At 71.1% G+C, this 25,069-nt stretch carries 15 protein-coding genes and 1 pseudogene; 2 read left to right on the forward strand and 14 right to left on the reverse strand.

Going from position 1 to position 25,069, the window contains the following annotated elements:
• Positions 1–4 precede the first annotated feature (4 nt).
• Together ACZ4Z3_RS37020 and ACZ4Z3_RS37025 are read right to left on the reverse strand one after the other, a co-directional pair.
• A pseudogene (locus ACZ4Z3_RS37020) lies at positions 5–249 on the reverse strand (type II toxin-antitoxin system death-on-curing family toxin); the annotation flags it as partial.
• Positions 250–1,028: 779 nt separating this feature from the next.
• Positions 1,029–4,652 (reverse strand): CHAT domain-containing protein, encoded by a 3,624-nt coding sequence (locus tag ACZ4Z3_RS37025; protein WP_468505174.1) that lies wholly within the window; start codon positions 4,650–4,652, stop codon positions 1,029–1,031.
• A gap of 142 nt (positions 4,653–4,794) precedes the next feature.
• On the opposite strand from ACZ4Z3_RS37025, the gene ACZ4Z3_RS37030 reads away from it, so the two are divergent.
• Positions 4,795–6,222: an SEFIR domain-containing protein gene (locus ACZ4Z3_RS37030; RefSeq protein WP_468505175.1), complete on the forward strand. Its 1,428-nt coding sequence runs from the start codon at positions 4,795–4,797 to the stop codon at positions 6,220–6,222.
• Between the two features lie 206 nt (positions 6,223–6,428).
• Here ACZ4Z3_RS37030 and ACZ4Z3_RS37035 read toward each other — a convergent pair whose 3' ends face one another.
• The 4 genes from ACZ4Z3_RS37035 to ACZ4Z3_RS37050 all read right to left on the reverse strand — a co-directional run bounded on the left by ACZ4Z3_RS37035 (position 6,429) and on the right by ACZ4Z3_RS37050 (position 11,430).
• Positions 6,429–8,579: a family 16 glycosylhydrolase gene (locus ACZ4Z3_RS37035; protein WP_468505176.1), complete on the reverse strand. Its 2,151-nt coding sequence runs from the start codon at positions 8,577–8,579 to the stop codon at positions 6,429–6,431.
• Between the two features lie 66 nt (positions 8,580–8,645).
• A complete protein-coding gene (locus tag ACZ4Z3_RS37040; protein ID WP_468505177.1) occupies positions 8,646–9,575 on the reverse strand; it encodes a glycosyltransferase family 32 protein in 930 nt (309 codons plus the stop codon).
• A gap of 125 nt (positions 9,576–9,700) precedes the next feature.
• Positions 9,701–10,261: an aldo/keto reductase gene (locus ACZ4Z3_RS37045; RefSeq protein WP_468505178.1), complete on the reverse strand. Its 561-nt coding sequence runs from the start codon at positions 10,259–10,261 to the stop codon at positions 9,701–9,703.
• Positions 10,258–11,430, reverse strand: coding sequence for a JmjC domain-containing protein (locus tag ACZ4Z3_RS37050; protein WP_468505179.1), 1,173 nt, complete (start codon positions 11,428–11,430; stop codon positions 10,258–10,260). The genes ACZ4Z3_RS37045 and ACZ4Z3_RS37050 overlap by 4 nt, the downstream gene beginning before the upstream one ends.
• 344 nt (positions 11,431–11,774) lie before the next feature.
• Between ACZ4Z3_RS37050 and ACZ4Z3_RS37055 the strand changes: the two genes are divergently transcribed.
• Complete coding sequence (locus ACZ4Z3_RS37055; RefSeq protein WP_468505180.1) at positions 11,775–12,605, forward strand: hypothetical protein; 831 nt, start codon at positions 11,775–11,777, stop codon at positions 12,603–12,605.
• A gap of 552 nt (positions 12,606–13,157) precedes the next feature.
• Here ACZ4Z3_RS37055 and ACZ4Z3_RS37060 read toward each other — a convergent pair.
• The 8 genes from ACZ4Z3_RS37060 to cas3 all read right to left on the reverse strand — a co-directional run bounded on the left by ACZ4Z3_RS37060 (position 13,158) and on the right by cas3 (position 24,162).
• Positions 13,158–14,027 carry an AAA family ATPase gene (locus tag ACZ4Z3_RS37060; RefSeq protein ID WP_468505181.1) on the reverse strand — a complete coding sequence of 290 codons (870 nt, stop codon included), beginning with the start codon at positions 14,025–14,027 and terminating at the stop codon, positions 13,158–13,160.
• On the reverse strand, positions 14,024–15,610 hold the full coding sequence (locus tag ACZ4Z3_RS37065; protein WP_468505182.1) for a transposase family protein: 1,587 nt from the start codon (positions 15,608–15,610) through the stop codon (positions 14,024–14,026). The genes ACZ4Z3_RS37060 and ACZ4Z3_RS37065 overlap by 4 nt, the downstream gene beginning before the upstream one ends.
• A 46-nt stretch (positions 15,611–15,656) precedes the next feature.
• Positions 15,657–16,367: a type I-E CRISPR-associated protein Cas6/Cse3/CasE gene (gene cas6e, locus ACZ4Z3_RS37070; RefSeq protein ID WP_468505183.1), complete on the reverse strand. Its 711-nt coding sequence runs from the start codon at positions 16,365–16,367 to the stop codon at positions 15,657–15,659.
• Positions 16,364–17,155 (reverse strand): type I-E CRISPR-associated protein Cas5/CasD, encoded by a 792-nt coding sequence (gene cas5e / locus ACZ4Z3_RS37075; RefSeq protein ID WP_468505184.1) that lies wholly within the window; start codon positions 17,153–17,155, stop codon positions 16,364–16,366. The genes cas6e and cas5e overlap by 4 nt, the downstream gene beginning before the upstream one ends.
• Positions 17,152–18,342, reverse strand: a complete 1,191-nt coding sequence (gene cas7e, locus ACZ4Z3_RS37080) for a type I-E CRISPR-associated protein Cas7/Cse4/CasC (RefSeq protein ID WP_468505185.1) — start codon at positions 18,340–18,342, stop codon at positions 17,152–17,154. The genes cas5e and cas7e overlap by 4 nt, the downstream gene beginning before the upstream one ends.
• A 1-nt stretch (position 18,343) precedes the next feature.
• Entirely contained in the window at positions 18,344–19,009 is a 666-nt protein-coding gene (locus ACZ4Z3_RS37085) for a type I-E CRISPR-associated protein Cse2/CasB (protein WP_468505186.1), read from the reverse strand.
• A 63-nt stretch (positions 19,010–19,072) separates the two neighbouring features.
• Positions 19,073–20,668: a type I-E CRISPR-associated protein Cse1/CasA gene (gene casA / locus ACZ4Z3_RS37090; RefSeq protein WP_468505187.1), complete on the reverse strand. Its 1,596-nt coding sequence runs from the start codon at positions 20,666–20,668 to the stop codon at positions 19,073–19,075.
• A gap of 638 nt (positions 20,669–21,306) precedes the next feature.
• Positions 21,307–24,162 (reverse strand): CRISPR-associated helicase Cas3', encoded by a 2,856-nt coding sequence (gene cas3, locus ACZ4Z3_RS37095; protein ID WP_468505188.1) that lies wholly within the window; start codon positions 24,160–24,162, stop codon positions 21,307–21,309.
• Positions 24,163–25,069: the final 907 nt, after the last annotated feature.

Consider the following 25,069-nt stretch of genomic DNA (forward strand, 5'->3'; position numbering starts at 1 on the left):
GAAATCAGCCGGTCAGCCGCTTCGCGACGGCCTGCACGACCGGCCCGGCGACGCGGACGTGCGGCGGGGCGACGTCGGCGCCGACCGCGTTGAACCGCAGGAATTCACGCATAGCGAGCCAGGCGGTCCGCTTGTTCCGTAGACGAGCGCGTGATGGCGCGCGACGGAGTGCAGCAGGGCCGCCGCCTTCTCGTGCGTTGTCGGGTAGAGCTCGATCCCGAACACGTCGGTCCGCGGCCGTTCGATCGCCCGTCGGCACAACGTGAACGTGCAGGTCGCGTCATCGATCCCGCCGGTGAGCTGCCGTGGATCTCGCCCGCGCTGCCGGGCCGTCCTTCTGCTGCGCCTCGAACGCGGCCTGCGAGTGATGGAGCGCGCGCCGTCCGGAGTGATCTGGTACTCGCGGCCGTTGGCGTTCATCACCAGGATCTCGCCGGGGAGCTGCGGCCAGCGGACCTTCCACCCGCGCTCGTACGACTCCCGCGGATTGTCCTCGAACCAGCCGTTGCACAGTGCAGGCGAAGAGCAGGTTATGGCGCGCGGTGGCGACCCGTTCGTCGAGACGACCGCGCTCGCCCACACCACGCCTGGGTGCTGTACCAGCGCGGCAGACACGCGGAAGCCGTCGCCGAACAGGACACCGTCCTCGCGTTCCCGCGGGGCAACTGCCTGCCGCGCAACCTTGCCCTCGCCCTGCGCGACGCGGCGGCGATGGAACGAGCCGCCGGCCTCGGGCAGGCCGCCCAGGAACACTTGGCCGAGGCGCTGGCCCTGTTCATCACACTCGAAATGCACCTGGACGCGGCGATGGCGCTGAACGTGCAGGGCGAGTTCGCGGCGCAGGACGGCCGGACCCGGGAGGCCACCTGTCACTTCGTCCGCGCCCTGGAGGCCGCGCGCGACTGCAGCAGCTCCTACGAACGGGCCTGCTCCCACCATGGACTCGGCCCGGTGGCAGTTCACCGCGCGGCGAGCGGAGCGGAAGGCGGCCCGCGTCGCCGCCGATGCGGGCCGCGGCGTACCCCTCCTCACGCCCCCCAGTGGACATGGCCAGCCCAATGCAGCGGGGACCCCGGCATGATGTCCCGCACCGACCGGGCGGCGGCCGAGACCGCCGCGGCGGCACGCCAGGTCTCCAGCGTTCCCCCCGGCCCCCGCAGGGCTTCGTAACAGCGGGTCGCGACCGTGGCCGCGTGCACGTCGCTCACCGGCCACAGCGTGCCGATCACGTGGGAGAAGCCGGCCAGTTGGAACGCCGACGTGATGTGCACAAACTCGTCGGCCAGCCGGGGCGCCGCCTTTGTGGTGGCACAGGCGGACAGGTAGCAGAGCGCGCCCGCCGGGTTCGACACCCCGGCGATCTCACGGACCGTCAGCGGCCGTTCCCGGTGGTCGCAGAGCAGGAGCCTGCTCCGGGACGGCACTCGGGGGTCGGCGACGGCGTGGCAGGCGAAGTGGACGGTGCGGCGTGCCTCCAGGGCGGTCAGCACCGCGTCGTGCCCGGCGTCGGCCGCGCTCAGCACCGTGCAGTCGGGCAGCAGCGCCCGCAGCGCCTCGGTCTCCCGCTCCGCCCCCGGCAGCGGGGGCGCGTCGGGGGGCTCGGCCACCGACACCAGCAGCAGGGCACCCACCGCGCCTGCGTCCGGGCCGGCCTCCGTGTCGGGGGCGGCGCCCCTCCGCGCGTAGTCGAGGGCGCGCAGCGTCGGCGTGTACGAACTGGTTGTTCGGTCCATGACGGTACGTCCCGATCGCTGACGGTGGTACCCGGCGGCGTGCAGCGGCAGCATCGTGAACACCCCGACCGGACACCACCACAGTCGGTCGGTGACCGTACCGTCCTCGTCCCTACCGTCGGGGACCCCAACACCTCCGTCCGCCCCGTCCGTGTCCGCCAGCGCCGTAAGCACCGGCTCCGCCACGGTGTCCCACAGCCACTCCAGCACCCGGCTCATCTCCCGGTGGGCACGCAGCCGTTCGCCGTATCCAGCGGCCGTCGAGGCCGCGCGTACGGCGGTGTCGAACGCCTCGGCTTGGTGCGCCGCGGCCGCCGCCGTGGCGCCGTCGCAGGGCACGTGCCGGGGCGCCCCCGCGCCGGCCGGCAGGATCACCGCGCCGCCGGCTTCTTCGGCCGCGTACACGTACACCAACGGGCCGTCCGCGGACATGCGGTGCGGTTCGGCGGGCGGCCCGGGGTCCAGGAAGTCCCGCATCCCGTCCTGCTCCCGGATCCGGGCGAGCAGCGCGTTCCACTGCTCGTCCAGCCGGGCCCGTCGGGTGGCTGCGGCGGCGGCCCGGGACCCGTCGGGGGTGTACAGGTCGACGCCCGGTCCGGCGTCGGCGGCATACTCCTGCCGCAACCGCGTGAACTCCGCGGCCAGTTCGGGCGCGACGGCGGTGAGCGCCGCCAGGTCCGCCGACCGTTCCAGAATCGACTCGGTCAGCAGCACGCCCCGCGCCCGCTCCAGCAGCCCGACGCCGTACGCCACCCGGCCGACCGCCACCGCCGTCGAGACGACCTGCGCCGCGAGGCCGCCGACCCGCCCCAGCGCGTGGTCGCGGTCAGGCCTGTCCAGGGCGCGCCCGGCCAGCCGGGGCAGCAGGGACACGGCGGTCTCCAGCACCGGTAGGGCGGCCCCCGGATCGCCGCGCTGCGCGACGATCCTGGCCTCTTCGCGCAGCGCCCAGATCCGCAGCACGACCGGGGCGCCTGGACTGCGGGACGCCTCCGCGTAGACCTCGGCCGCCTCGGCGAGCGTCCGGTCGTCGCCCGTCCGGGAGGCGAGCGTGGACAGGGCGAGCCCCAGATTGGCGAGCACCGAGGGCCGGTTGCCGTGGCCGGGCGGCAGGGCGGCCAGCGCCCGGCGCCCCGCCGTGACCGCGTCGTGCAGGGCCGTCACCGCGCCGGAAGCGTCGTACTGGGCGCGCAGCGCGATCATCAGGTTGGACAGCCGGCCCGGCAGGTCGGGGTCGCCCTCCTCAGTGGCGTCGGCTACCTCGGTCATCACGCGCACCGCCTCGCGCAGGCTGTCGTCGTCCCCGGCGGCCCCGCGCAGCCGCAGCAGCAACCCGAGCGTGCTCAGGACGGCGGGACGGTCCGGGTCGGTGTCGGGCATACGGGCTGCGGCCTCCCGGCACACTGCGATGCCCCGCTCGACCTGCGCGAGGTCGCCGGTCCGCTCCGCCGCGCCGCGCAGCACGATCCCGAGGTTCGCCAGTCGGCCGGCCCGGTCGGGGTGAGCGTCCGGAGTCGACGCCACCGCGTCGGCGCCCCGGGCCACCGCCTGCTCCAGCAGGGCGGTGTCCCCGGTCGCCTGGTACGACATGTGCAGCGACAGGCTCAGATTGGCGAGGGCCGCCACCCGGTGGGCCGGGTTCAGCGGCCCGGTGAGCGACACCCGGCCGACGGCGACGGCCTCGGCGAGGAGGTCGGGGTCACCGGTCACCTCGGCGCGGGAGCGCAGCACCAGTCCCAGCCCCGAGAGCAGGGCGAACCGGACCGGCGGTGCGGTACCCCGCGCCGCGCAGGCGTCCCGCAGCAGGGTCTCCGCCTCGGCCAGCGCCTCCGTGTCACCCAGCGTCTCGTACCGGGCGAGCAGACACATGGCGAGATTGCCGGCCGGGTGGCATCGCGCAGGGTCGCGGGGCCCGAAGAGGCCCAGGGCCATGCGGCAAGCCGCAACGGCCTCCCGGAGGACGTCGGCGTCGCGGGTACGGGTGTGCAGCGCGCTCAGCGCGGCGGCGTGGTTGGTCCAGATCCTGGGGTCGGACTGCGGCCCGGCCGGGCCCGGAGCCACCGACGCCCGGGTCATCACCAGGGCCTCATGGAGCAGCCCGACGTCCCCGTTGCGCGTGTAGCAGACGTGCGGCACGTCGGCGAGGAAGCTCAGCCTGCTGGGCAACTCCGGAGCGTCATCGGGCGTCTCAGAGACGGCCCGACGCATGACGGCCAGAGCCCCGTCCAGCAGGCGCCGCCCCGGCCGGTGCGCCCCCGAAGCGGCCAGCGCCTGAGCGAGGTTGGCGAGCCGTCCCGCACGGGCGGGACCGGAGCGGGGAGTCAGCTTCACGGCCTTCCGGCAACAGGCCAGCGCTTCGTCCAAGATGTCGCCCTCGCCGGTGTGGTCGGCCAGCATCAGCAGCGCGGCACCCAGGTTGGCGAGCGCGGTGGCGCGCTCCCCGGCGCCTGCCTTTATCGCCGCCTCGGTCTTCGCCTCCGCGCTCGTCTTCTCCAGCGAATGGCGCAGGAGGCGTACAGCCTCGTGGAGCCTGGCGGGATCACCATCGGCCCGGTAGACGTCCAGAAGATCGAACGCCGACTCCGGTGCGGATGAGCGGGAGAGCGCGGGATGCCGGCGTAGCGGTTCGGGCACCAGATCCGGCGTACTCTCGCATAGCGGGGCAAGCAGGGCGACCGCCCGGGCCAGTTCGTCCGGATCGCGGTTCAGGACCAGGTGCCGGAGCCAGTGCAGGACGCCCAGGGCGCTACGGGATTCGGGATCGGCCTCCAGATCGGTCGCGGCGGCGAGAGCGGCCCGCTCGGCGTCCGCCTCCGGACAGGTCAACAGGCCGGAATCCCGGGTCTCGCCGAACCTGGCGATGCGCTGCCTGACCGCCACTAGCAGACGCTGCCCTGCGACCGCGTCCTCCTCGTTCACGGTGCCCCGCCTTTCCGTCGCTGAACCATCCCTGGTCAACAGCGGTTTCCGACAGGGCTGTTGACGGCCTCCGGGGCATCCGGAACCGGCGGGACGACCGTGGCATGATATGTCGCCCGTGCGCCCGCTCCAGGAGCAGCCAATGACCGACCGAGTTCCCGAGGCCGACGGTGTCCCCGCGGCCGACGTCGCCCTGCTGCTGTCGGACGGCGCGGGCAGATGGCTCGACGCCGAGCCAGCCGACATCCCCATCGGCGCCGTTCGAGTCGGAGCCCGGCAGATCCATCCGGTGCTGCCACCCCCGCCCGCGTTCCCCGGGCACGACGCCTATCTCGTGCGGTTCCCCTACGAGTTGCTGCTGGAGCCGGACGTGCCGGGCCCGCTCTGGTTCGAGGTCGCCTTCCGGCTGTCCTGCGCCGACGGCTCGGCGGCGGTGGTGACGGACGCCGTGCCCCGTACGGTGCTGGCGCAGCAGGCGCCATCCACCGTAGTCCTCGACGGGCTGCTCAACTTCACGGCTGCCGGGCCCGGAGAGCCGGGAGCGTTCGCCCTGCCCGAGGCCCTGCCCGTGGTCGACGTCTTCGGCATCGGCGGTTCGACACCCCGCTGGCGGCACAGCACGAAACAACCCGACGGCGTGCGGCCCGGCTCCTACTCGGGGTGGGTCGCGATGCTGGTGCCCGAGGGCTGCGACGCCGTCGACGTCGTGTGCTCGGCTCGCTTCGACCTCGGTCCCGACGACGCGATGGGATGTCTGCCCACCGCCGTCCCCACAGCTTTCACGCTCCGTCTCGCCGCGGCGCGGGCCGCCACCGCCGCCGCGCCGCGGACAGCGCGGGAGCCCGCCCTGCCGCCAGCGCCCACGCGACCGGCCGTACCCGCGCCGCGAGCGGTCCCCGTGGTCACAACCAGGGCCGACGCCCAGGCCGTAGAGGGCGGGCTCTGGGTCGAAGCCGGAAACAGAGGTGAGACCGGGCTCGGGACCGAGGCCAGAGTCGAGGCCGCGCCCGGGGGCGGGGGCGGCGGCGACTCCAAAGTCCGGCGCCCCGACGGCGTGCCGCGGGTGTTCGTGTCCTACGCCCACGACGACGAACCGCACGTTGAACAGGTGCGTCTCTTCGCCGACTTCCTCGCCCGGGACTGCGGTCTCGACGTCGTCCTGGACCGCTGGGACACCGACCGGCGGCGCGACTGGTACCTATGGGCCGCGGAACAGGTGCGGGAGGCCGACTTCGTCCTCGTGGTGGCCTCGCCGATGTGCCGCAAGGTCGGGGACGGACAGATCGACAACACGCGGCACCGCGGACTTCAGTCCGAACTCGCCCTGATCCGCGAGAACCTCCACGCAGACCGGGCTACATGGACCACCAGGCTGCTGCCCGTGGTGCTGCCCGGAAGGACCCCGTCAGACCTGCCCGCGTTCCTGCAACCGCAGTCCGCGGACCACTACATCGTCTCCGACAACACGGTGGGCGGTGCGCAGGACCTGCTGCGCGCCATCCTCCGCCGGCCCCTCCACCGCCGCCCCGCACCCTCCGAGCGCGTACGCCTGCTGGACCGGCTCCACTGAGGCAAGGGGCGGCGGACCGGCTCCGCCGACGCGCGGGCGGCGCCGGACGGCCACAGCACCTCGACCAGTACACCGTGGGCGCGTAGGCCGGGCTCAGCGCGCCCCGATCCCGGCCAACCCGTGGGGCGGACGGGCCATACGCCCGCTGCTCGCCACCACGGTCATGGTCCCTGACGTGCGGGAGTTGTGCTCCTGTCGTCTCGGGGTCAGACCTGAGCTGCGAGTGACGCGATCTCCAGCGCAGCGGGAAGAGCTCGTCTGTCGAGTGGCCCGGCGAATTCGGTGGACTCGCTGCTCCACAAGTTGACGTTGAATTCGAGTGGTTGGTCGGGGATCGGCGTCGGGTCCCACACCACCCGCTCGTGCACCACGGTCCCGTCCACCTTCCATTGGATGCGGTCGGGCTGCCAGTCGATCTCGTAATGGTGGAACTTTTCCGACGCATCGAAGCCGAGATCGATGACGGTAGGTGTGCCCCGATAGCCGTACTCCAGCTTCGTGCCGGGGATACCGGGGTTGTAGAAGACGTTGACGAGCATGCGGGTGGTGTCGCGGCCGAGGATCTCGATGTCGATCTCTTGGCGAGGGCCGTTACGGTGGAGGAACACGCCCGTCACCAGGCCTGACCCGGCGGGCACACGCAGGCGGGCTGCGAAGGTGCCGTAAGTGAAGGACGGGCGGCTGGCGATGGCGGCACCAGTGAGGTCGCGAACCCTGATCGCCTCCTCCCGGAGCGTGAGCGTGGCAGGTCCGCTCGGCGGCAGGATGGCGTTGCCGGGCCGGAAGAGGGCCCTATTGCTGGGAAAGGTGTCCTGCCTGAGATACCAGTGGCTGTCCTCGAGCCGGGTACCTTCGCGCCACGTCAGCACGGTCCGGGCAGCCTGGCCAGCGTCGGCCTGCGGGGCGGGTGTTTTGAGCACGATGCCCTGCCAGCCTGCGCGTTGCACGATCCAGGGGCTTGTGTCCCAGGCGAGGGGGCGTCCGGAAGCGGTCGTGTCATCGGGTGAGCGGGGGGTGAGGTGTCGCTGGCCCTGCTCTGGCTGGCGGGGCCAGGGATGGACGGGGTAGTCGCATGCGAGGAACCGGGCGAGCGTCTGCCAGGGGTCGGGGTCGTCGGCGGCCAGAAGGAGCCGGCGTTGCGGTCGCTGCTGGTCCCACGCCTCCCGGAACGAGGACGGCAACTCTTTCGCCGTCGCGGCCGTGACGATGAGACGCACCCGGGTCGATGAGACGATGCTGGCGACCTCGCGCGGAGTGAGGGAGCCGATATTGGCATATGCGTCGAAGATGCGGCGTCGGCTCCCGCGGAGCAGTGCTCGAATTTCGTGAGAGGGCAGATCCGTCGAGTCGCTGGCGCAGCGCAGCCCCAGGACGGAGAGGGCCTTGGCTGCCGTGGTCAGACCGGTGCCGGGCTCGCCGACGACCAGAACCGGCTCTCGTGTCGGGCGGCGCTGGAGGGTTTGGGGTGTCTCGCGGCGGAGGGCGCCCACTTTCGCCAAGACCGGCATGACCGAGTAGGAGTTGCTCGAGGTGATGCCGGGGCGCTGCTCCATGACGGGGCGGTCGGTCATCTGTACGTGCAGGCGGTCGAACTGCTGGTTGATCCACAGATCGACGGGGCCATGGGCTGGCATCTGGTCAAGGAGCTTGCGTGCGCCGGCCCGGGAGAGCACGTAGCCTGATAGCTGCCACACGCCCCTGGTGGGGCGCCGCAGCAGGGGCCCGGTGCGGCGTCGTGGTGGTGGTGTTTCCTGACCGGTCTCTTGGTAGGAGAGGTAGAGGAGGTCGACGGGGTGATCCGAACTTGAGGCCGCCTGGACATCGTTCCATGCGTTGTGGAGCACGGACATGCAGGTCCGTGTGATGTAGGCGTCGTCCTCGAGGATCAGGGTGTGAGAGGCGTTGCCGTCGGCGACGAGCTGCCAGACGTGGATGTGTGAGAGTGCTACCGCGATCTCTTGCGGCGTCATGTCGATGCGTGTGGCGCGTGCGGCGTCGTCCATGGTGAGGCGGGGGTGCGGGTCGACCTGGAGTTGCTCGGCCAGGGTGTAGGTGGGGATGAGGAGTTCCGGCGCCGGCGGACCCTGGAGGTGGCGGGCGTCGATGGCCGGGAAGCGTCTGGCGAGGGTGTGCAGCGGACGGCCGTCTGCTTCCTGGAACCGGCTGAGTTCACGGTTGACCGTCCTCCACCGCTCCTGAGCACGGTCGAGGTTGATCACGTAAATGCGTCCGATGGCCAGGCTCTGGGGGGCGGAGGAGAACGCGGTGCTGCGTCGTCGGGTGGTCAGGCGTCTGGTGCGGTAACGGGCGTGGTCGCGCAAGGGGACAGAGAGGCCGTGCAGAGAGTTGATGTTCATGGGCGGGCAGACACTGCCTTTGCGATTCGAACGGTCTGTGGTGGCACCGGGCCTGCGGCCCTGTGGTCACTGCTGCTGGCTCCACAAGCGCCAATTGCGTTCATCTGCGCGGTAGCTGAGCGGCCACCGGCTGACGGCTACGGTGTCCCAGTCCAGGAGGATTTCGACGTCGATGGGTTGGGCGGACCGCTCCCGTTGGAGCGCATGCCGGGCGAGTGCGACGGTGAGATTGCCGGGCCCCGTCATAGTCTGGATGTCCAGGCGGCCGCCGGGGTGAGCCAGGAGCGCGGCCGTGGATGCCTCGAGCGCCGCGACGACGACGGGATGCCCGGCCCGCGCGATGATCGGGTTGTTGTTCACGTAATGGATGAATGTGCCGCTGTGGCCGTCGGCCGCCATGGCCTGCCGCGGGTCGACCATGGTGTCGGTAGCGGTGTCGTAGCACAGGGCCTGCAGTCGCAGCCGCGCGTCGCGGAACAGAGGGGTCCAGTCGGTGCCCTGGTAGACGTCGTCCGCGTCGACGTAGAAGCCGCCATTTCGGGCGAGGTAGCACAGCCGGAAGTAGTCACTGCGCATCGCAGGGTGGCTGCAGGAGTCGAAGGCGGCCGTGTGCGGGTGCCCGAACTGGGAACGGATGAACGAGCGCGCCGAGGCGTCGTCGTAAACCTCCCGTTGAAAGCCCTGGCGTTCCAGCGCTCTCCAGCTCGTCATGCACTCGCCGACGTCGGCAGGGATGTGCGCGCCGTCGTCCCAGAACTGAACGATCACGCGGGGAACGAGACTGCCCGGTGCTGCTGGGGCGGGCTTGGACAGCATGCCGGTCAGGTAGCGAAGGTATCGGGACCGGCTCGCGTGATCGTTCTCGATGTCCTGCGCGGTGAGGGTGCACTCCCCGGCCGTCTCCGGCTGGCCGTAGTGCCCAGGGGATAAGGACGCGGTCTTCTGGCCTTGCGCCAAAAGCTGCTCCGGTTGGTGGAATGCGCTGCGCCGAGCCACGACCCCTCCCCGTACTTGTGTGCTCTGTGCCCAGTGTTGCAGGCAGGACTGACAGCAGTCGGGACCGACATCGGGGATGAGGACGGCGGGCGGCCCCCAGTGGGTCGGACGGAGAGCAGGAGTGGTCACCCGCGCACAAGATCCGCTTTGCCGAAGGGCAGCGGCTTGCACCAGAGCCAGCAGCTCCCCCACCGTGAACGCCTCTTCTTCCAGGCCCGCCCACGTGGCGACCCCGTACCCGGCCACGCACCCGGCCGCCGCTTCCTCTTCCAGGACCTCGAACGCGTCCCGGATCGCGCGGTGGAGGGCGGGACTGTCGCCGGGGTGGGCCTACTCGGGTTGTGCAGCAGGACCAGGTCCAGCCGCTCACGCCCGAGCTGCACGCGATTGCGGCGGATCTGCCAGCGCACGTAGTCGGGGGCGAGGCTGTGCCCGGCGACGGCCTGATCCTCGGTGAGGGCACCGTCGTTCACGGCGTCGGCGCCGGTGGCCGCGGTGAAGAACCCGGCCTTCGTGGAGATGCGCACGTGCGGGTGGGCTGCCAGGACCGAGGACAGGAGGGTCTGCGCCTGGCCGGTGGCGTAGTTGGGGGCGGTATCGATCCACGCGCCGGAGGCGGCCGCACGGACGGCCGCCTCCGGGACCGCCTGGCACCGGTAGGTACCGAGGGCGAGTTGTGCGGTCACAGCAGGCTCCCCACCGTCGCGGCCTGCCCGGCAACGAGCTCCTGGACCAGGGCGGCGACGTCCTCCAGGGGAAGGCTGGCGGTGTCGGCGAGCGAGGCCAGGTCCACGGTCCGGCCGTCGACCAGCGGGCGCAGCACCGCCTCCGCCTCGGGCGCGAACTCGAACGTGCTCCCGACGGCGGACAGCGTCACCGTGTCCTCGCCGACGTCCAGCACCGCGACGGCGGTCGTCAGCCGCACCCGCAGACCGCCGTCGACGGGGACGGTGTAGATGTACGGCAGACTCGGCACCATCCGGCCCACGGCCTGCCCGTCCATCGCCGCCCGGTAGCGGGCGATCAGCCCGGGATCGTCCAGCAGTTCGGCGAGCCGCTTGCGCATCTGGTCCACGGCGTCGGCCTTGACCTCCGGCGCGGCGAGCAGCGGCAGGTCGCGCCGCCAGTCCTCGTGCGTGAGCAGCTGCTCGGACACCCTTGTCATCAGGTCGGTCGCGGTGTGGGTCTGCAGGCCGCAGGTGACGTGCAGGGAGCGGGTGCCCTGGTCGGCAGAGACCGCGTGCCAGACTCCGCGCGGCACGTACAGAACATCGCCGGGGTGCAGGATCAGGTCGGCGACCGGCTCGGTGGGCGCCTCGCCCGGGTCCTCGATGTCGCGGTACAGCGGGAACGGGCGGGTGGTGCCGTAGATCCGCCACCGCTTCGCGCCGTCCAGCTGGACGATGACCGTGTCGTGGTCGTCCCAGTGGATGCCGAAGCCCTCGGTGGCGCTCCATGAGGCGTAGAGGTTCGCCTGCACGCGGGTGCGCAGCTCGCGCTCGATCGCTTCGCAGAGGCGGGTGATCGGCGGGTGGAGTTCGTCGACGCTGTCCAGGGCGAGCGAGGCGCCCTCCTGAAGACGGGCGTGCAGTTCGGCCGGGTGCAGGCGGTACCACACCGTGTGGCGGCGGGTGGCCACCGGCGTGGTGTAGCCGCCGACCAGCAGCGTCTCGCCGTCTCGGGACAGCCTCATCCGGGGCGGCTCCATGCGGTGGGCGGCCAGGATCTGGTTGAGGTCGTCCCACGTCATCAGTCCGGCGACATCGAGGGCGACGGGTACGTGGCGGTGTTCGCGGTGCAGTGCCTGGGCGAGGAAGTCCTCGCCCAGGCACGCCGCGATGGACAGGCGCGTCATCGCGTCAGGGCTCCCGGTCCGTCAGTCGTTGCCGTCGCTCTTGCCGGTGCCGCCGCCGTCCGAGGCGATGGCGTTGCGGGGCCCCAGGCGGCGACGATCGACCGGCGGGAGCGGACCAGGCCACCCGTCGACGGCCCGGACGTGGCGGGCGGGGGCGTGGCAGGACTCTGCATGGAATCCTCCTGCGGGGCTGGTGGCCGGGCCTGGATAGCCGCAGCCGCGAACAACACGGGCGATAACTCCGTGACGGGGCCCCACGATGGGTATGGTCGTGGGGCTGACGCACTGTCATTCCACAAGAGTTCTAGGGGATTTGTGGACGACTTACCGCCGTCACCGCCCAAGTGCCGCGCCGTCTGCTAGCCGACCCGGCGTTCGTCCGGGCCCTGCGCGAACGGGACTTCACCACCGTGTTCGCCCTGGCCCACGACGTGGGGATCTCCTTCAACCGGATCGCCGAAGCGTGCGCGCTGAAAGCCGAGCGGGTCAGCCAGATCGCCCGGGACACCACAGCTGTCACCGCTCTCACGACTGTCGAGCGAATCGCCGGCGGACTGCGCATTCCCGGTGCCCTACTGGGGCTTGCTGCGCACCCCTGGGAGGACACCCCCGTTCTCAGCACGGAGTCCGACCATGGAGACGATTCGATGAAGCGCCGCAACCTGCTGCGTGGCGCGCTCGCCGCCGGCCTCACCGCTCCGGCCCTCGCCGCGCTCACCGCCGCCCGGACCGACGTCGACCAGCCCCTCTCCCCCGATACTCCCCAGGACTTGGCCGACCTCGAGGCCGCAGCCGAGAGCTACGGATACGGCTACCACGGACAGGCACCCACCTGCGTCCTGGCCGACCTGGTCACCGACTTCACGACGCTGCGCCCGCTGCTCACCGTCCCGCAGCCCGCACCGGTCCGGGCCAGGCTGTGCCGGGCGGCCGGGCAGATGGCCGGGATGACCGCGATCGTCTTACACGATCTGGGCAGCCGCCGGAAGGCCCGTGCCTGGTTCGCGACCGCCGCCCGGGCCGCCGCCGAATCCGGCGACCAGCAGCTGCACGCGTGGGTCCTCGCCCGCGAGGCGATGGTGCCGCTCAAAGGGCGGCTGCTCGATGGCCATGTCGTGCATCACCTCGCCCCGCGGCCGGCAGCGTGGCCGCCGATCAAGATATCGACGTCGTGATACGTGGTCTTCTCGATGAGCCGACTACCCGGCGGCAGTGACCGGGTGCGCTCCGACAGACCGTGCTGGTGGAGTTCGGCGCGCCGGATCTGCGCGCGGAGCCTGATCCCGCGATGGCCAAGACGCAGGATGTAGCCGCCTGCGGCGGCTCCCGCCGCGACCGTTGTCGTCATGGGATCCATACCCCAGCCCTGTGTCCAAGGACGGCGTCCGTCACGCCGCGCTCCCCCTCCATAAGCAAACAGAGCGCCTCGTTGTGACATAGGGCTGCGTGCTGCCGAGAGTGTGCGGCCCACCCGCGGTCGTCCCACGGGCGGTCCAGATCTCAACGTCGTCCAGAAGGCACACCGAGCGATGCCACGCGGCGGCGACATGCTGCCGCGGTGTCGTTGGCTGGGCGGGCTGGTAATTGTCCGCCCCTCCAGGAGGGCGGATGTGCCAGCCGCTCCCCCACGTTGTGGGTCACCGGGCGTGGCGTATCGCTGGTGGCTGCCGGTGCCGCACCGCCGGCTCCGGTGGCGGTGCGGATGCGCCCAGACGCCGGGCAGCGCTTCAGTCGGTGTGACGTTGGGTGGGGTCGAGGCGGCTGAGGACGGCGCGCACGAGGTCCCGGCTATAGGGAGGGAGCGGTGTGGCCGCGCTATGCGGCGGGGGCGGGTTCGCTGGACCCGTACTACCGGCTCTCTTCGAGTCAGGGCCGTCGTGCTGTTCCCGGAGCAGGTAGGTGATTTTGGCCCACTGGCGGAAGTTGCCGTGGCAGGCGACGTCGTCGATCCACAGCAGTTCGTCTGCGGGTACGTCCGCCCACAGCGGGTGGTATTCGGGGATGACGGTGAGGACTTCGGCCGGGGTGAGGGGCTTGTAGCGCTGCCAGACGAGGATGCGGGAGTCCAGAGCCGGACGATTCTTGATCTTCTGGTAGCAGGTTTCGGCTCCGACCAGGACGACGGCGAGGCGGGTGTCCTCGTCGTCCCAGAGCTCGCGGATGAATTCGAAGGCCCGGGTGTCCAGCCACTGGGCTTCGTCGACGACCAGGACACGCGGAGTTTCCGACAGGGCTTCCCTGAGGATGGCTTCGCAGCGGGTGCTGTTGAGGGGGGCCTCGCCGGGGAGGTCGAGCTTCTTGTACAGGGCGGCGCGCAGGGCCTGGATTTTGGCGGAGCCGACTTTGATGCGCAGGGTGGTGTGGGGGGCGAGATCGTCGAGGTGGCTGTTGACGGCGAAGGTCTTGCCCAGGCCGACGCCACCGTGGACGCACATGATGGCGCCCTTGCCGGCGTCGGCGTTGAGGGTGGTGACGAGGTTGGCGTAGGTCTCTGCGCTGGCCTGGGTCAGCATGGCGCGGGCACCGTGCAGGCCCATGTAGTGGTAGTTCGAGCCGGCGGTCGGCTGGTTCTCGGGCGTGGTCGTCGGGTGGGTCACTCGGTGTCCTGGGGCTTGGGGCCGGGCCGGGGCTTGGTCCAGCGGGCGGACTCGGGCTGGGGCCAGTTGAGGAGGTCGGGCCGGGCCTCGGCGTGCAGGTGACCTTCCGGTGTTTGCATCTGGCGTAGCTGGGCGGCTGCCTGGCTGGCGGTGAGCCGGTTGAGGGGTTCGGGCGCGGCGGCGACGCTGGTGGCGGCGTAGCGGGGTGTGGCGTTTTTGCGTGCTCGGCGGGCTTTGGCGGCGTAGCGGTCGGCTTCGCGTCGGCGGGCGTTGTGCAGTGCGCGGGCTTGGCGGGGGCTCATTTCGTCGCTGCGGAAGGCGGGGCCGCGGTAGGTGAGGGTGTCGGCGTCGTAGAGTTCGACGCGGTGGTAGTGGTGGGGTTCGTGGCGCAGGCGGACCATCTCGCCGGCGCTTGAGTGGCCGTGCATCCAGTCGCCGACGTAGTAGGCGCTTTTCCAGCGGACGCCCTTGCTGGTGATCTTCCGGGGTGGGCCGGCGTCGGTGAGGGTGTAGGTGTGCAGGTCGGCGGGGTCGAGGGTGTCGATGGGGGTGAGGTCGGCGTGCCAGGCCTGGGCGGGGGTGCGCCGGTGGAGGCGGGCGATGGTGTGGTCGTTGTTCCACCAGTCCACCCAGTCGAGGACGACGGTGACGAAGGTTTCGTAGTCGAGGAGTTCGTTAAGGGCCCACAGGGGCTGGCCGCGGCGGTCGCGGCGGCTTCGGGGGGTGTGGGCGTAGCCGGGCAGTCCTTTGAACAGCATGTGCTTGGCGGCGCCGTTGATGGCTTCGACGGTGCCTTTGAGGTGGGGGCTGTAGGGCGGCAGGACGATCAGTTCGGTGCCGAACTTTTTGAACGCCTCGTCCACGCACCTGCCCAGGAAGTCGCGGCCACGGTCGGTGCGGATTTTGCGGGGGATGCCGCCGAAGGGCTGGTGGTGATCCGTGCAGAGGATGGCGTCGCGGGCGGCGGCCAGGATGGCGTCCTGGCTGGGCTGGTGGGGGGTGATGGCCAGCCCGCAGATGACGGCGGTGGTGTGGTCTATGAACCAGGTGATCCAGGGTTTGCGGCGGCGGCCGTCGATGTTGACGAAGACGCTGGCTTCGACGTGGTCGGTCTCCCAGACGTCGTTGCGGTTGCCGTGCGGGCGCAGGGCGTGCACGTCGTGTCGGCGGCGGGCGGCTTCGCCTCCTCTGAGGGCGGCACGCTGGCCGGGCGTGAGTTCCCGGTCTACGGCGCGGTAAAAGGTTGCCTGGGATACACGGGGCGGGTTGCCAAAGATGCCGTCGGCGACGAGTTCGCGGTAGGTGGCTGCGGCGTTGCCGTTCCATCGGGTCAGGGCTTCGTGCATGGCCGGGGTGAGGGTGAAGTGGCGGCGGCCTTGGGGGGTGTAGGTGCCGTTGTGGGTGGTGGCGTTGTCCATCCAGCGGCGCACGGTGCGCCAGTGGACGGTGAAGGCGGCGGCGACGGTACGCACGTCGTAGTGGGTCAGGCGTTCGGCATTACGCAGGCGCAGTAGGCGGCGTACGGCGGCGGCGCGCAGGGAGGTTGTGTCGTAGGGGCCGTCGGGTGGTGGTGTTGCGGGCATGCGTCGGGGTCTTTCTTGGGGTGGCGCACGTCGGGGCGCGGGTGGGTCAGGCGGGGGCGAGGGTGAGTAGGCCGGCGCCGTAGGGCTTGCCGCGGCCGATGCCGGTGAGCAGGGCGTGGCTGAGTTGGTCGGGGTCGGTGATGGTGGCCAGGCCGTCGAAGCGGGTCAGTGCGTGCATGGGGCCGGGAGAGTGGGCTTGTTCGCCGGGCTTTGCGGCGTGGTGGCGTGTGCGGGGGAAGCGGGCGGGGGTGATGTCGGTGGTGGCCAGGGTGAGGCCGGCTTGGTGGGCGCGGCGCTGCCACCAGTCGAGGGCGTCGTCGCCGTAGAGGGCGACGATTTTTCTGCCGTGCTTGTTGTCGACGGGGTGGTGGTCGTCCAGGACGCGGCGGGCGGCGCTGGCGTTGGCGGTGATGCGGTAGCGCACCGCTCGGCCGGGGGTCAGGGCCTGGAACATGGGGTGCAGGGGTCGGGTTTCGGCGGTGCCGTAGTGGTGGGGCAGGCGGGTGAGGTCGGGCGGCTGGTGGGACTGGACGAGCAGGGTGGGTGGGGTGTCGTCGGTGGCGTCTTCCAGGCGGAAGAGCAGGCCGGCTTGCTGCCGGGGGTTTTCGCCGAGGTCGTCGGGGGCCAGGAGCATCACGCTCTTGTGCAGGCTGACGGCGTCGGCCAGGTCACGGCGGGCGGCCGGGCTGCGGCGGTTGAGGCGGATGCGGGTCAGTGTCGCTGTGGTGGCGAGGGCGGCGGTTGGGGTGCTGGTCACGGGGTGGGGTCCTGGTGGATGTAGGCGGTCAGTTCGGTGAGTGCGGGGGGTGGGGCGTACAGGGCGGCGGGCAGGTCTTCGGTGGTGTGCCAGGTGCGGCGGATCTTGTGGAAGCGCCGTGTGGGAGTGAAGTCGTGGGGGACGTCGGCGACTTCGCGTTCGCTGTGCGCGGCCGGCACGTGGGAGGGCGGGTGTTCCCAGACGAAGGCGACGGGCACGGTGGCCTGGCCTGCGCGGGGTGGTGTGGTGAGGCTGAGCGGGACGTGGTGGAGGAGTTCACCGATGGGGTCGGCGTGCGGGCCGCCGAGGACGAGGGGTTCGTTGGGGAGGCAGGCGCGCCGGCCGAGGTAGGGGCCGAAGGCGGGTTGTTCGAGCCGCTTCAGGAGGTGTTCCAGGAACGGGTCGGGTCCTTGGACGGCGAGGGTGAAGACGGCGTCGGCGAGGTAGACCCGTTCGGTGATGAGGGTGGACTTCTCGCGGGGGCGGTAGGCGCCGCTGCTGGTGCGCAGGCCCTGGCGGTGCGGGCGGCCGCCGCCGACGGTGTGGTAGTCGGTGTGCCGGGTGCCGGGGCGGTCGATGCGGACGGTGAACGTCAGTTCGGTGTAGGGGGTTTGGCCGGTGTCCGGGTCGGGGGCGAGGGCTTCGTTGCGGGGGCGTGCGTCGGCGGCGGCGAACAGGCCGATGAGGGCCGAGCGGGAGGGGAAGGGGAGGGTGTCGCGGTAGTGGAAGGCGGCGTGTTCTCCGAACGACATCAGTGGTGCGGCAAGGCGCAGCAGGATGCCGTTCATACTCGGGTCCCGGTGGGCAGGGCCGCGTTTTTGGTGAGGGCGTCGATGAGGTCGTCGAGGCCGGCGTGGGCGGTGCCGAGGTGGTCGACGGGACCGGGGTGCAGGGTGGCGTAGCCGCAGCCGACGAGGCTGCGGGTGCCCAGCAGCCGGTTCAGCCCGGCGGCGTGCTCGGACAGGGCGGTGATGGCGGGGGCGGTGTAGCCACCGCCGGGGGCGTGTTTGACGGGCTGTTCGAAAGCGGCGGCGTAGGAGACGGGGCGGCGGTCGCGGATCGTGTAGTGGACCAGGTGGGGGTAGGTGTGCGGGGCGGTGGAGGTCTTCTTCGCGCCGGGCATGACGTCGATGAAGGCGTCGGCGACCAGGCCCAGCAGGTGCAGGGCCTGGTCGTGGTCGCCGTTCAGGTTGCGGGTCAGTTCGGTGAGGTTGACCGTGGCGTAGCGGTAGAGCAGGCCGGTGGTGAAGAACGCGGTCTGCAGGTGGGCGCTGCCGGCCTCGTTCGGGGCTGCCCAGTCCTCGACGGCGGTGAAGTAGTCGGGCTGGGGTGAGCTGGCGTGGACGGTGAAGGCGGGTGCCATCTGCACGGCGCCGTCGACGTGGGCGTCGGGCACCTCGGCGAGCATGCGGCCGAAGAGGTTGATGGTCGCGGTGCGCCGGCGGATCACGGACGCAACCCGGGGCGTGGGCAGGACGGCCTCCGCCTTGGGCTTCTTGCGGGTGCCCTTGGCCGGGGCGGTCTGTGCGGCGGTTTCCTTGGCGAGGGCTTCTTCGAGGTGCGGGCGGTGTTCGGTGCACAGGTCGGTGAGGTCGTCGAGGACGTCGCGCGGCAGGTAGAGGGTGGCCGAGGTGATGCCTCGCTGATTTTCCTCGGTCTTGAGGCCTTCCGTGGTGGCCGAGCGCACGATCTGGGTTCCGGCGAAGGCGGCCAGGTCGGTGGGCCAGCCGACCGCGCGCAGGGCATCGGCCACCCGCAGGGGCAGCATGCGGGTGCGGGCGGCGTGCTCGTCCAGGACGTCCTCCAGGCGCAGGCGCACGGCCCGCTTCCAGGACTGCGAGGACACCAAGGCCCGGACCACGCCACCCAGCAGCAGTGTCTTGGGCAGGTCGTCCTCTCCTCGGTTGAGGAGGGAGGCGGGCAGCGGGTGCAGGATGTGGAAGTCGGCGTAGCGGGCGGGCGCGTAGGCGGTCATGTCACTGCTCCTTGGACGTCATGGTGTGCAGGGTGAGGAAGTAGTTCTCGCGCCAGCGGGCCGCTACCTCGAGCTGGTCGTCGTCCCACCAGGCCAGGTCCTCCAGCAGAACGGCGAAGTCGAGGCGGGCGGCGCCGCGGCTGTTCAGGTGGCCGGTCAGCGTCCACAGCCGCGGGTGCAGCAGCGAGGTGTCGAGCCGGGTGAGGGTTTTGACGCGGTTGGTCATGGTGGCCTCTTTGAAGCCGTAGCGGGCCACGGCGATGGCGAGGTGGGTGCCGAGATCGGGACGGCGGCGCCAGGGCCGCTCAGCCGTGCTCGCCGCCGCTGCCGGACCCGACGGGTCGGATGCCGGAGCTGTGTTCGCGGTCGGTGTGGTGGTGGCGTCCTGGTCCTTGCCGGGGGCGGGCTGCTCCGGCTGGTAGGGGCCTTCTTCGTGGGGCAGGTCGCGGTGCAGGGCGATGAGTGATGCCACGGTGTAGTGGGCGCGGCGGGCTCCGAAGCCGGCGATGTGCCGGGTGAGGTGCTCTGGCATCCGGGAGCACTCTGCGACGGACCGTCCGAAGCCCGAGTTGAGGTCGGCGCGGATGCCGTTGACCGCGCACAGGGTGATGACCTGGTGGACGAAGTCGTCGTAGTGGGCGCGGCGCTGCGCGGTGGTGACGGGCATAGGGGCGACAGCCTCCGATAAGACGGCAAGAAACAGTGGGCAGATGGATGTGGTGAGGGAGGATCAGCGGCTGCGCAGGCGCAGCTGGGCCAGGGCGGTGGCGACGGCTTCGGCGGCGCGGAAGTGCTGGGCGATCGCCGGGCGGGTGGCGGTGCGCAGGGCGTCGATGGCGTCCGCGGCGAACGCCGCGCGGGCGCTGCGGGCAGGTTCGTTCAGCAGGTTCCAGAAGGTGGCCTCGGCGCGGGGCCAGTACAAGGTGCGGGCGCTGCGGGTCCAGGGCGGCAGGTGGCGGGGGCTGCCGGAGTTGGTGGTCTGCTTCCAGGCGTCCTGGGAGAGGCGGTCGAGGTGGGCGCCGATCTCTTCGGCGGCCTTGCGGCATGCGGCGATCCGCTCGGCCGCGGCCGGGTCGCATTCCTGCATCCAGGGCCAGATCGGTGGGGTCAGGGCCGTGTACCAGGTGCGGTTGGTGGTCTTGCCGTCCTGGTCGAATCCGTAGACCCGCACCCGCAGGGCGGCGCGCAGGTCGGGGGGCAGGTCGTTGAGGGTCGTGAAGGCGTCGGGGCGCTGGACGGTGTAGCGGCCCTTGCCGCTCTTTGCCTGGGTGCCTTTGCGGTCGTCCTCGTCGCCCGCCAGCAGCAGCGCGTCCAGGTCGCGCCACAGGGCCCGGTCGGCGTCCGCGCGGCGTGGTCGGTGGCGCCGGGTGACCGGTTCGTCGGCGTGGATGTGATGGATGAGGTACGGGTCGAGGGCCGGGAGTTTTTTCTGGGTGGCCCAGGTCAGGTAGGCGTCGGTCACGTGGCGTCCGTCCGGCGCCGGGATGAGAAGGACGGCGTGACGCGAGCGGCCGGTCAGCAGACGGCCCGGTGAGGACACCGGCGGCGGCGCGGCATCGGGGTCCGGGCCCTCGACGGGGTCACCGTCGTCGTCGGGGTCGGGGTGGGGCAGCGGCTCCTCCCACGGGCAGTGGTCCACTGCGTCCGGCCAGGACGGGTCGGGCTTGGGGATGCCGGCCAGAAGGGTCTCGTACAGGGTCCGGCCCAGAGGGTGGAAGGACAGACTCGAGCGCAGCGGGCCGGCTTTGGCCCGGTTGAGGGAACGGTCGCCTACGGTGCGCACCGACCACTGGCCGGCCGCGCCGTAGTAGTGGTGGACGAGCATGTGCCACAGCGCCTGGGCGCTGGGCACGGGCTGTGGGGCGCTGTCGGAGTGCGGGCTGAGCCAGGAAAGGTTGTTGCCCTCGGGGCGGCCGAAGACCAGCTTGTTGACGCCGGCACGTTGCGGGCACTGGCTGGCCAGTCTCGGGTCTTGCAGGAACGGCCGCTCCGGGTGGAACAGGTCCCAGATGTAGGTGTCGAAGTAGGCATGAACGGCGTCGGGGTCGAACCCGGCGGGATGCGCCAGTAACTCCCTTCGGCGGGCAGCCCACTGACGTGCCGTCATGCGCCGCTGTCCTCGTGCGTCCAGGCCGCTGACCCGTGCGGCCATCACCACGAGCAGGCGCAAGACGACTGATGCCGCCGGCGGGACGGGAAGTGCCAGGTCCTTGATGAGGTGGGCGCGCAGCAGCACGTCCCGCCACCCCAGCTCCTCCTGGCGCCCGTCCGGGAAGAGGACGGGAATACACGGTTCTTTGTCGGTCTCAAAATGCGGGGAAGACACACAGGATCCATTGCCGGGTACGAACAAGAGAGGGATTCCGGGAAGACTCGCGCGCCGGAGCGGGAATTCTGCGCAGGCCAAGGCGTCAGGGACGTACCAGGGCGGCAGGAAGGGAAAGGAAGGGGCAGACGGTGCGAGCGCGGGCCGGGTCAGGTCACGCCGACGTGCCGCCCCTGCACCACGGGGGCACCAAGGGTGTGGTGCACACAGCGCAGCAGGCAGGGCGCGCGAGACCGGACTCGAACGTCAGTCCGGCTCCGCGTTTCCATATTAGCCATAGACGAGCAGCTTCCGAACCACATAGTCCAGCCGACAATTACCGGTCGGTGCCCCTTTTTTGAACGTAAGTCATTTCCGGACCGCACTCCTCAATCCGTGCGGACGGTGCAACGGCTGTCACTTCTCATTTCGATGTCACTGCCGGTTCTCGCTCAATGTCAGGCATTCCTGTCTGGTCCCAGCCGCGGCAGGGGGCATCGGATGAGAAGCCCTGGCGGCCTGAGATGAGAATTCGTGACCTTCGGTCTTCTGGCACCGCGCAGCTGCGTGCCCCGGGCAGAAAGGTCCCGTCTTCCTGCAACGGCGATGCCCGTGAGGGGGCTCGGGCGGGCGGCGTGAGGCGGGAAGCAGGAAGCGGCTCAGTCTTCGGTGTGGACCAGTCCCAGGGCGCCGTCGAGGTGCAGACGATGCCGGCCAAAGCGCACCGGCCGGGAGGGATCGCCGGCGTCCTGCGCGAGCAGGACGAGGTCGGCGAGGAGGGCGTGACTGCGCCAGGACGCGGGGATGCGGTGGTCTCTTGTGCGGCCGGCGACCCAGGCGGCGGGGACGGGCAGGGTGTGCTGGAGGATCGTGCGGATCTGAGCGGTGGTCGGTTTGCGGTGCTCGGGCAGCGGCCGGGTGCCGGCCGCGTCCAGAGTGAGGCGGCCGCCGGACATGCGGTAGACGGGCAGGAGGCGGCGGGGCATGGCGCCCAGACGGGTGGCGGCCTCGCGGGGGTGCAGGTTCTGGCGGTGCAGATCGGACAGCGAGAGGATGTCGTGCCACGCCGGGACCAGGTGCAGCAGACTGTGGTGTTCCTCGGTGCGGGTGCGGGCCTGGTGCAGGGTGTGGCTGCGGCGCAGGGCGGCATCGGTACGGGCCAGGGCGTCGGCGTCTCCGTGCACGGCTTCCACGAACTGCTGCACGTCGTCGGGCAGGGTGAGCGGCTGCTCGGGCCGTCGGGCGAGATAGGCGGCGGTGGCCAGCGGCAGAAACGGGGAGTCCAGGGGGCGCCAGGCGGGCGGGAGGAGGGTGCGGCCGCGATGGTCGGTGGGCTCCAGGACGATCAGACGGGGGCGACCGCCGCACAGCCAGTAGGGCCGCGCGATGTGGTCGAAGCGCCACAGGCGGCCCAGGCGTTGCAGGAGGGTGTGCAGGGGTGCCAGGTCGCTGACCATGACGTCGACGTCGATGTCGAGGCTCATGTCCAGCAGGCTGGTGGTGACGACTACCAGCCGCCCGGGGCGCTCGCCGGCTGAGGCCAGAGCGGTGCGGATACGGCGGGTGAGGGCCTCGCGTTGGTGGCCGGGCAGGCGGGCGTGCAGCAGGAGCAGCTGGTCGTCAGGGCCGCCGTGCGGCCAGTCGAGGGCGGTACGCAGATGCGTGTAGGTGGTCTGGGCGTCGGCCATGGTGGCGCAGTACACCGCGGCGCAGCCGCCCCAGCGGGCGACGGGGGCGATCTCCTGAGTGATCCGCTCCAGGCGGCTCTCCCGAGCGGGGGTGTCTTCGGGGTCGGTGCAGGAGGAGTGTCGCACCGGGTGGAGACGGAGGTCGGCGCGGCGGCGGTGGCGGTCGGCGTGGGCTTTGGCCGCGGCCGGGTCGATGCGGGTGAGGGAGGCGTCCGAGGCGGCGGCGTAGAGCCAGCCCGGGTAGGGGGGCCGGCAGTCCAGGTGGGCTGTTTCGGGGTGCGGGTGGTCGGCGCCGTCGAGATAGCTGCGGACGAGTTGGCTGCTGATGTGGCCGGGCAGGGTCGCGGACAGCAGCACCACGGGGCAGCCCAGGGCGCCGAGCCAGTGCAGCAGCCGGGACAGTGTCTGCCGCATGTACGGGGGCAGGGCGTGGACTTCGTCGACGATGACGGTCCGCCCGGACAGGGCCATCATGCGCAGGGCGCTGAAGCGGACCGGCAGGGCGGCCATGAGGGCTTGGTCGTGGGTGGCGACGGTGAACTGGGCCAGCAGGGCCCTGTCCCAGCCGCGCAGCCAGCCGTCGGGCACCGTGACGCGTTCTTCGGGCCGCTCCCCCGCAGCCGGCTTGCTCTCGTCATCGTCGCCGTCGCTGTTGTCGGGCCAGTAGGCGTCGCTGGTGGAGGGTTCGTGGGCGGCCAGGCGGTGGTCGGTGTAGGCGGTGTTGTCGTAGCTGTGGCTGTGGACCAGGGAGACCGGGGCGTGCTCGGGATGGTGGGCCGCGACGTAGGCCTCGAGCATGTCGTAGGCCGCGTCGGTGGTGGCTGTGGTTGGCAGCAGCCACAGGATGCTGGCCGTGTCCCCGCAGGTGTTGAAGATCCGTGCTGCTTCCAGCGCGGTGACGCTCTTTCCGCCGCCGGTGGCGTCGGTGACCACCAGGATGCCGGGCCCCTTCTCCCCCACCGCGGCAGTTAGTTGCCCGATCACCGAGGCCTGCAGGGCGTTCGGCCGCTCCAGGCCGCCGTGGGCCTGGGTGAACGGCACCTGCGGCAGGGTGATGCGGGTCAGCCCGGACTCTGCGACCACGGCGGGGGCGTCCCGGACGGCCTGGGCGTAGTGCTCGCCGGCGCCGAAGGCGGGCGCTTGGGCCTTGGGCAGCCAGTAGTGGCGCTGGCTGGCCAGCCGATCCGCGATGATGCCGATTCCGGTGATCAGCACGGCCGCCGGCACCGAAACGTCCGAGGGCACCGCGGTGGCGCCGGTCAGATGGCGCAGCAGGGCGAAGTAACGGCGGCGCAGATCCTGCCAGGCCGGCCCGCCCAGAGTGAGGTTGACCCGGGAGGCTTTGGCCGCGCCGTCGATGTCGACCTGCAGGAAACGGCCGTGGTGACCGCCCAGGATCTGCGCGACGAGCACTCCGGGACTGTCGGAGGTGTCCGCCGGGTAGCCGGTCTCGGCCAGCAGGTGCAGCACACTGTGCATGGACGCCCGTTCGTGCGGCATACGCTGCCAGTTGCAGGTGTCCGTGCGCAGGGTGTCGCTAACCCGGGCCCAGGGATACGCCTCCTGTTCCTGAAACGCCGACAACTTGCCGAGATCGTGCAGGCCGGCGATGAACATCACCAGACAGCGCGCCTCGGCCAGAGTGAGCCCCAGCCCGGCAGCGATCAGCCGACGCTGACCGCGGGTCAGGTACCGGTCCCAGACCACGCCGGCGAGCGCCGCGACATCCAGCAGATGAAACAGCAGCGGATACACCGCCCACGCCCCGCGGTCGAACTTGCCCCACGGCGTCAGATCGATCCCACCGCGCCGCGCATCCTCCCGCACCCCCACAAGCCCGCTCCCGCTCCGCTCTCCGTCAACCCACCCTGCAACACGCGGTATTGGGCCTATCCTGCCGCATGTAGAGCATCGCCCCCGGCACGCGTCCCTGGGAGGGCAAGGTGTAGCCTGCGATCCGGGTCTCGTCGGCTTCCTCATCCTGTGAGGGTGCGCCCCTGCTGGTCATCACGGGCCTCTCAGGGCCCTGTTTCCCCACGCGCGCGGGGGTCCGTCGAGCGTGTTGACGCTGCCGAAGGTGCACTCGGCGTCCCTACACGTGTGGGGGTCTGCCTGGCTGATGGATATGGTCTCGGTGGTTCCAGGAACACTCCCCACATGCCGTGGGGGTCCGCCAGGCGCCTACCTCTCCGCCCTGAAGATCCATCTGTTCTCCCCACACACGTGGGGGTCTGCCCAGCACGCGGGGAAAGACTGGATACCAGCGGGGTGCTTTCCCCACGCGCGTGGGGGTCTGCCTCCCGTCGTCGAACAAATATTCCTGGGCCAACGGTCGCTTCCCCACGCACCTGGGGGTCGTTCCACCACCTGGCTCATCGGCGCGGTCGGCGCCCTGTCTTCCCCACGCCCGTGGAGGTCTGTCGACTCTGGCCGTCAACACCTGCCGACGCGGGCTGCTATCCCCACGCGCATGGGGGTCGATCGTAGTTGTCCGTCAGCCAGTCGATAACGGCGGCTTTTTCCCCTCACCCGTGGGGGTCTGTCGTTCACTCGCGGTCCGGGCCACACGGTTCTGCGGTCTTCCCCACGCGCGTGGGGGTCAGCCGTACAGCAGGGCGGCGAGCTGAGCGATGCGCGGCCTTCAGCTCCGTGTGGGGGTCTGTCCACGAAAGCCCAGGCCAGCAGCACGCCCTTCAGGTTCTCCCCACGCCCGTGGGGGTCTGTCCACCCCTTC

This window comes from Streptomyces sp. NPDC030296 (assembly GCF_055572815.1).

Bases quoted from the DNA above. Each gene is read 5' to 3' on its own strand.
- ACZ4Z3_RS37030 (WP_468505175.1), top strand. From the start codon at position 4,795: ATGACCGACCGAGTTCCCGAGGCCGACGGTGTCCCCGCGGCCGACGTC.
- ACZ4Z3_RS37035 (WP_468505176.1), bottom strand. From the start codon at position 8,579: ATGAACATCAACTCTCTGCACGGCCTCTCTGTCCCCTTGCGCGACCAC.
- ACZ4Z3_RS37050 (WP_468505179.1), bottom strand. From the start codon at position 11,430: ATGACGCGCCTGTCCATCGCGGCGTGCCTGGGCGAGGACTTCCTCGCC.
- ACZ4Z3_RS37065 (WP_468505182.1), bottom strand. From the start codon at position 15,610: ATGCCCGCAACACCACCACCCGACGGCCCCTACGACACAACCTCCCTG.
- cas5e (WP_468505184.1), bottom strand. From the start codon at position 17,155: ATGAACGGCATCCTGCTGCGCCTTGCCGCACCACTGATGTCGTTCGGA.
- cas7e (WP_468505185.1), bottom strand. From the start codon at position 18,342: ATGACCGCCTACGCGCCCGCCCGCTACGCCGACTTCCACATCCTGCAC.
- ACZ4Z3_RS37085 (WP_468505186.1), bottom strand. From the start codon at position 19,009: ATGCCCGTCACCACCGCGCAGCGCCGCGCCCACTACGACGACTTCGTC.